Raw genomic sequence first — 3,837 nt, 5'->3', positions numbered from 1 at the left:
ATGAAGACGGCTTACGCCACCATCAAAGGTATTGAGGTGATGCGTGCACTACGCAAAGGCCAGGCCTCAGCATTTTATTATGGTGATCCCCTGGGCGAAATGCGCCTGGTAAGCAGAGTTTTTGAAATGTAAGGCCTTTGAATAAGACAAAAGGCTGCCTCATCGCTAACTTTGCAACAGTGCCAGTTTTATTACGAACGTGTTTTGGGTGGACAACGGAAAACATATTTCATCGAAAGACCAAAAAAAGAAAAAACACTTCCTGTTGTGATGAGTGAAGAAGAAACCATTCGGGTACTACGCGCTATTGAAAACGTGAAACACAAGGCTATTCTGATGACTATTTATTCGGCAGGTTTGCGCATTTCTGAATGTATAAACCTGAAAATAAAAGACATTGACTCCAAGCGCATGCAAATTCGTATAGAACAGTCAAAAGGAAAAAGAGATCGTTATACCATTTTATCTGAGAAAACATTAATTATTTTAAGAACATACTTTATGGAATATAAACCAAAAGATTATTTATTTGAAGGTCAAAAAGGTGGCGCATACTCAAGCCGAAGTATTCAAAACATTTTTAAAGCAGCTGTTTTAAAAGCAAAGATTCAAAAGGAAGTTACTGTACATACCTTACGACATAGCTTTGCAACGCATTTGCTTGAGAATGGTACGAGTTTACGTTATATTCAATCGTTGTTAGGTCATTCAAGCAGTAAAACAACTGAGGTTTATACACATATTACCACCAAGGGAATGGAACAATTAAAAAGTCCGATGGATTTGTTAGATATATAGAAAGGATTTGTATATTTGAGCAAAACTTAACAAAAAGCACTATGAATATAAATCCTTTTGAGAGAGTAGAAACGAACGGTAAACGGTTGAAAACGGATTTGTCACTGATAATGAAAGGTTTAGCAAAATAAGATATAGTGGATATATACGCCATTTGGCGTATAGCCACTTGTTATGTGCCATTTTTGAATGACAATGCGAATAGATACAGACAAACAAATGAATTTACTTAGTGATAAGAACGTTGCAATAATTGGTGGTGGACCCGTTGGACTGACTATGGCAAAATTATTACAGCAAAACGGCATAGACGTTTCAGTTTACGAAAGAGACAACGACCGAGAGGCAAGAATTTTTGGTGGAACCCTTGACCTACACAAAGGTTCAGGTCAGGAAGCAATGAAAAAAGCGGGATTGTTACAAACTTATTATGACTTAGCCTTACCAATGGGTGTAAATATTGCTGATGAAAAAGGCAATATTTTATCCACAAAAAATGTAAAGCCCGAAAATCGATTTGACAATCCTGAAATAAACAGAAATGACTTAAGGGCTATCTTGTTGAATAGTTTAGAAAACGACACGGTTATTTGGGATAGAAAACTTGTTATGCTTGAACCTGGTAAGAAGAAGTGGACACTAACTTTTGAGAATAAACCGAGTGAAACAGCAGATTTGGTTATTCTTGCCAATGGTGGAATGTCGAAAATAAGGAGCTTTGTTACCGACACGCAAGTTGAAGAAACCGGTACTTTCAACATCCAAGCTGATATTCTTCAACCGGAAATAAACTGTCCCGGATTTTTTCAGCTATGCAACGGCAACCGATTAATGGCGGGACATCAGGGCATTTTATTGTTTGCCAATCCCAATAATAATGGTGCATTGTATTTAGGAATTAGTTTTAAAACGCCCGATGAATGGAAAAATAAAATTCCCTTAGATTTTCAGGACAGAAACAGCGTTGCCGATTTTTTATTGAAAAGATTTTCCAAATGGAGTGAAGTTTACAAACAATTAATACGTTCGGTATCAACATTTCAATGCTTGCCCACAAGGAAATTTCCTTTGAACAATGATTGGAAAAGTAACCGTCCATTACCCATAACAATGATTGGCGATGCTGCTCATTTGATGTCGCCTTTTGCAGGACAGGGTGTAAATACGGGATTATTGGATGCTTTGATATTGTCTGAAAACCTTACAAACGGAGAATTTACAAGTATTGAAAATGCCATCGAAAACTACGAACAACAAATGTTTGTTTATGCAAAAGATACGCAGGACGAATCGACAGAAAACGAAACCGAAATGTTTAGTCCCAATTTTTCGTTTCAAAAATTATTGAATCTATAAACAGTAAGAAAAAACGGCTACTAACAAGCAGTTTTGCAATAGTGGGCAGAAGTGCAAAATTGAACTTGTGTGCTTCTATCAACTTTTGTACATTAGCTGCCAGTTTAAGATGGGTGCATTTGAGTATGCCCAAAGGAGCCCGCAAGTATGCGCAGGACGAAGCCAGTAGCCGCGCCGATGGTGGCGCGGGTCTATCTGCGCGTCAGCACCGACGCGCAGGACTTGGAACGCCAAGAGGCGATCACTACGGCCGCGAAGGCCGCCGGCTACTACGTCGCCGGCATCTACCGTGAGAAGGCATCCGGCGCACGCGCCGACCGGCCTGAGCTGCTGCGCATGATCGGCGACCTACAGCCCGGCGAGGTGGTCATTGCCGAGAAGATCGACCGCATCAGCCGCCTACCTTTGCCCGAGGCCGAGCGCCTGGTGGCCTCGATACAGGCCAAAGGCGCACGCCTGGCCGTCCCTGGCGTGGTCGATCTATCCGACCTGGCGGCCGAGGCCCAGGGCGTCGCCAAGATCGTGCTGGAAGCCGTGCAGATCATGCTTTTTCGCCTGGCCTTGCAGATGGCCCGCGACGACTACGAGGACAGGCGCGAACGCCAGCGCCAAGGCATTGAGTTGGCCCGCCAGGCCGGGCGGTACAAGGGCCGCCGTGCTGATCCGAAGCGCCGCGCCCAAGTTGTCGCGCTGCGCAAGTCCGGCTACAGCATCAACAAGACCGCCGAGCTGGCCGGGTACAGTGCGGCCCAGGTGAAACGGATATGGGCCGAGGTCAGCCAGGCCGAAGCGAAGCAGCACGGCGCGTTCGTGGAGGACGCATTGACGGAAGCCGATGCCCTGGCCGCTGTCGGCCAGGATGAGCGCCAGGAGGAAAGGGCATGAAGAAGCCGAACCAAGACGACGAGCCGTTTTTCATCACCGAGGAGATTGCGGCCGAAATGATCGCCGGCGGCTATGAGTTCGAGCTGCCGCCCATTCCTTGCACCATCCGCCTACGCGACGTGCTGGAGCGCATGACCGATGCTAAGCTAGCATTGCAGCCGGGCGAGATCGCCGACCAGGAGCGTGAACGCTGCCGGCGCAAGCCGTGTTCAACCTCATGATCTGGTCATGGTATTTTTCATGGCACTGAGCCTGATAGTTCTTGCAAATTGTTGTCACTAAAGGGTTTTGTGTGCTTGTTTACAATCGAGTGGGAGTGACGGGCACTGGCTGGCAATGTCTAGCAACGGCAGGCATTTCGGCTGAGGGTAAAAGAACTTTCCGCTAAGCGATAGACTGTATGTAAACACAGTATTGCAAGGACGCGGAACATGCCTCATGTGGCGGCCAGGACGGCCAGCCGGGATCGGGATACTGGTCGTTACCAGAGCCACCGACCCGAGCAAACCCTTCTCTATCAGATCGTTGACGAGTATTACCCGGCATTCGCTGCGCTTATGGCAGAGCAGGGAAAGGAATTGCCGGGCTATGTGCAACGGGAATTTGAAGAATTTCTCCAATGCGGGCGGCTGGAGCATGGCTTTCTACGGGTTCGCTGCGAGTCTTGCCAGGCCGAGCACCTGGTCGCTTTCAGCTGTAAGCGTCGCGGTTTCTGCCCGAGCTGTGGGGCGCGGCGGATGGCCGAAAGTGCCGCCTTGCTGGTTGATGAAGTACTGCCTGAACAACCCATGCGTCAGT

The 3,837-nt window shown here is 46.9% G+C and carries 5 protein-coding genes and 1 pseudogene; all 6 read left to right on the top strand.

The window, feature by feature from the left end; translation table 11 throughout:
- A pseudogene (locus FTT98_RS17350) lies at window positions 1-132 on the top strand (IS6 family transposase); the annotation flags it as partial.
- Window positions 133-204: 72 nt separating this feature from the next.
- Window positions 205-798: a tyrosine-type recombinase/integrase gene (locus FTT98_RS17345; protein WP_205779272.1), complete on the top strand. Its 594-nt coding sequence runs from the start codon at window positions 205-207 to the stop codon at window positions 796-798.
- Between the two features lie 189 nt (window positions 799-987).
- Complete coding sequence (locus tag FTT98_RS17340) at window positions 988-2,154, top strand: tetracycline-inactivating monooxygenase Tet(X3) (RefSeq protein WP_024160783.1); 1,167 nt, start codon at window positions 988-990, stop codon at window positions 2,152-2,154.
- 147 nt (window positions 2,155-2,301) lie between these two features.
- Window positions 2,302-3,039 carry a recombinase family protein gene (locus FTT98_RS17335; RefSeq protein ID WP_001366550.1) on the top strand — a complete coding sequence of 246 codons (738 nt, stop codon included), beginning with the start codon at window positions 2,302-2,304 and terminating at the stop codon, window positions 3,037-3,039.
- Window positions 3,036-3,260, top strand: coding sequence for a hypothetical protein (locus FTT98_RS17330; RefSeq protein WP_106404738.1), 225 nt, complete (start codon window positions 3,036-3,038; stop codon window positions 3,258-3,260). The genes FTT98_RS17335 and FTT98_RS17330 overlap by 4 nt, the downstream gene beginning before the upstream one ends.
- 210 nt (window positions 3,261-3,470) lie before the next feature.
- On the top strand, window positions 3,471-3,837 hold a 367-nt coding region (locus FTT98_RS17325), incomplete at its 3' end, for a transposase zinc-binding domain-containing protein (protein WP_180177603.1).

The sequence above is a fragment of the Acinetobacter sp. YH12039 genome (assembly GCF_013420015.1).
Taxonomy (GTDB): Bacteria; Pseudomonadota; Gammaproteobacteria; order Pseudomonadales; family Moraxellaceae; genus Acinetobacter; species Acinetobacter amyesii.
The sequence above is the reverse complement of the archived record's forward strand: the minus strand, read 5'-3'. Positions and strand labels throughout refer to the sequence as shown.

Bases quoted from the DNA above. Each gene is read 5' to 3' on its own strand.
- FTT98_RS17340 (WP_024160783.1), top strand. From the start codon at position 988: ATGACAATGCGAATAGATACAGACAAACAAATGAATTTACTTAGTGAT.
- FTT98_RS17330 (WP_106404738.1), top strand. From the start codon at position 3,036: ATGAAGAAGCCGAACCAAGACGACGAGCCGTTTTTCATCACCGAGGAG.
- FTT98_RS17335 (WP_001366550.1), top strand. From the start codon at position 2,302: ATGCGCAGGACGAAGCCAGTAGCCGCGCCGATGGTGGCGCGGGTCTAT.